The organism is Sphingomonas sp. FUKUSWIS1, from assembly GCF_000733135.1.
Classification (GTDB): Bacteria; Pseudomonadota; Alphaproteobacteria; order Sphingomonadales; family Sphingomonadaceae; genus Sphingomonas; species Sphingomonas aerolata.
In genome coordinates this window covers 1-3181 of sequence record NZ_JPJC01000039.1, presented here as the reverse complement: position 1 = coordinate 3181, position 3181 = coordinate 1, and the positions used below count along the sequence as shown (strand labels likewise).

Genomic DNA, 3181 nt, shown 5'->3' with positions numbered 1-3181 from the left:
GGGGGGCGTCGCGCCGTCCTATGCCGTGATCGCAGACACGTTCCCGCCCCATCGCCGTGCGCGCGCGCTCGCAGTATACTCGCTCGGCATCCCGCTCGGGTCGGCAGCCGGCGTGATGCTCGGCGGCTATATCGCGACGTCGATCGACTGGCGGACCGCGTTCATCGTGGTCGGTGTCGCGGGGCTGGTGCTCGCACCGGTGTTCCGGCTGTGCGTGCGCGAGCCGGTTCGTGGGTCCGATGCGTGCGACCGCGAGCCCGTCCGCCGCGTGTTCGGCATTCTCGTGCGCAAGCCGAGCTTCTGGCTGCTCGCGTTCGGCGCCTCGGCGAGCTCGATGCTTGGCTATGGCCTGGCCTTCTGGCTGCCGTCGCTGATGCAGCGGAGCTTCGGGCTCGACCTGATCGAGACCGCGCAATTCTACGGCGGCGTGCTGTTGCTGGGGGGTGTTGCCGGCGTTCTGCTCGGCGGCATTCTCGGCGACCGGCTGGGTGCGCGCGATCGGCGGATGTACGCGCGCGTCCCCGCGATCGCGTTCGTCATCGCGGTGCCCCTGTTTGCCGCAGGAATCCTGTCGTCCTCGGTGACGGCGGCGTTCGTCTTCTTTCTCGTGCCCCAGGCGCTCGCCTATGTCTGGCTCGCGCCCGTCATCACGGCGATCCAGCATCTGGTACCCGGGCATATGCGCGCCACCGCATCGGCGACGTTCCTGCTGATCAACAACCTCATCGGTCTTGGCGGCGGCAGTTTTGCGCTTGGCGCACTGTCGGACGGTCTCGCCGCGCATTATGGCGACGAAGCGTTGCGCTATGCGATGCTCATGGGGCTCGTCCTGTATCTGGTGGCCGCGTTGCTCATGTGGCTGGCGTCGACACCGCTCCGTCAGGACTGGGTCGATCAACCGATTTAAGACGCCAACACCGACAGCCGGATGGCTCCAGCCGGGACTGTTTGGGCGTGTGCTCGCGGAATGCGGATAGCGGATTGTGAAGCTTTGATCGCGTCCAGTCGCTTGGAACAGGCACGAGAACGGCGGTACCGCTCGAAGCCTGCCACGAGCTCCGCCGCTTTCACGTCAGATTTATGCTCACGCCGCGCCCCGATGATGTGATCCTCGATGAATCGGCCTTGCCGCATCGCTCCGCTCCGTCCGACGAGCTGATTCACCAATGGCGTAGCATCCGGGAATCAGGTCTGACGCACAGGCGGGGCTATATTAACACATCCGTATGATAATGGCCGCTATTCAGGTCGTTATGGGGTTTTCAACGGCGATTCCGCCTGCGCAGCGTTGGTGCATCGGGCTACTACCAATTGCGGCGGCTATCGTCACGTGGCGGTTCGTCGATCGCAGTGTCGCCGCCATAGCGTCCGTTGCAGTCTGTCTCGTTTTCGCAGCAATGGCGTATTCGATTGCCCAGCATTGCCGGGTGTCGCGACTGATCCGGCATTTGCAAATTCTCGCCGGGACGTCTCCGACGGCCTCGCGTGGTGAGAGGCTGGCACAGAGCGTAGCGACCATCGCGGATCGACTGAAGGCTGTCGAGCATCGCACCAGTCATCGCCACGCGATTACCGGCTTGCCTACCCGCGAGCCGTTGATCGAGCGAGTGATGGCGGACGGGCGCGGCGTACTCGGTGTCATCGGATTCATGGACTTCGATCGGCTGTGCGCGTTTGACCCGGCGCTGGGCGAACGCCTGCTGCTGACGATCGTCGACCGGCTGACGCGGATGTTGCCCGAAGAACGACTGATTGCGCATGTCGATCGCGCCAGCGTCGCGATCTGGTTCGGCCCGGATGTCGTCGAGGATGCTGCGCAGACCGAACTGGATGTGCTGCGATACGCGCTGGGCGACGTGGTGATCGACGGCGACCGGGAAATCCTGCCCGAAATTCGCGTGCGGCAGGCTAGGATGCCGGCCGACGGCGTGAACGCGCAGGCGATGTTGTCCCGCACGTTGGCGTCACTGACAGTACAGCCCGGTGCCGTGGTCGCGGTCGCCAGCCCTGTCCTCGATCTCGCAGCCCTGGCCAGCGAGCGGTATGCCTTGGAACAGGACCTTCGCCAGGCGATCGCGCGCGGCGAACTGGAAATGCGATACCAGCCGCTGATCGATGCCGGGGAAGGTCGGGTGTCGGGCGCGGAGTCGCTGATCCGCTGGTTTCATCCCACCCTCGGGCAGGTCTCGCCGTCGCGATTCGTGCCGGTGATGGAGGCGATGGGGCTGGCGCACGAAATCGGGATGTGGACCCTCAACGCCGCTGCGCGGGAGGCGCGATCATGGCAGGCACAGGGCCTGGACGCGCTGCGCGTCGCGGTGAACGTGTCGGGGCATCAGCTCGACCGCGACGACATGGCGGCACTGGTCGCACGCACGCTTGCGCGGCATTCGCTGGGGGCGGCTGCGCTGGAGATCGAATTGACCGAGAGTGTCGCGATGAGCGACGGTACGCGCGCCACCCAGCTGTTCGACGCGTTGCGGGCGGCTGGCGTGCGGATCGCGATCGACGATTTCGGCACCGGCTATTCCAGCTTCAGCACGCTGCGCACGCTGGCGTTCGACAAGATCAAGATCGACCGGGAATTCGTGACGAACGTCGATACGCTGCGCGACAGCCAAGCGATCTGCCAGAGCATCGTCGCGCTGGGGCGCGGGCTCGGCATCCGCGTGCTCGCCGAAGGGGTCGAGCGACGCGCGGAATATGAGTGGCTGTTGCGTCACGGCTGCACGCATTTCCAGGGCTATTATTTCTCGCCACCGCTGAAGGGCGCGGAGTTCGTCGCGTTCGCACGCGATTCCGCCGGGCTCGCGAAGTTGCTGGCCATCGACCCGTACGCGATGCGGGACCGGATCACCGAAAGGCTTACCGCATGAGTTTCTCTCCTCGACAGGTCGCGCAGGCCGGCGCGCTGGCGCTCGCGCTTGCGATTACCGCCTGTTCGCATGGGCCCAAGGCGGGACCGCAACCGGCGCCTGCGCCGCAGACGACGCCGGCGAGCGAGATCGACGCAATCCTGCTATTGCTGGATCAGGGCGATAGTGGTGCAGCGAAGAAGCGGATCAACGCCGCGTTGAAGCGCGATCCGATGAATCCTTCGGTCCAGGTGCTGCGCGATTCGATCGACCGCGATCCGAAGGATCTGCTGGGGCCGACGAATTTCACCTATACCACGCGGGAC

2 protein-coding genes and 1 pseudogene are annotated in these 3181 nt (G+C 65.3%); all 3 read left to right on the top strand.

Annotated elements, in window-relative coordinates:
* Window positions 1-907: MFS transporter (locus sphsw_RS03475; protein WP_031439385.1), on the top strand; the 907-nt coding region annotated here is incomplete at its 5' end.
* A gap of 703 nt (window positions 908-1610) precedes the next feature.
* Window positions 1611-2876, top strand: a complete 1266-nt coding sequence (locus sphsw_RS03470; protein ID WP_235188272.1) for a putative bifunctional diguanylate cyclase/phosphodiesterase — start codon at window positions 1611-1613, stop codon at window positions 2874-2876.
* A pseudogene (locus sphsw_RS03465) lies at window positions 2873-3181 on the top strand (hypothetical protein); the annotation flags it as partial. The gene sphsw_RS03470 and the pseudogene sphsw_RS03465, both read left to right, overlap by 4 nt.

Coding starts and splice junctions, on each gene's coding strand:
- sphsw_RS03470 (WP_235188272.1), top strand. CDS start 1,611: ATGGCGGACGGGCGCGGCGTACTCGGTGTCATCGGATTCATGGACTTC.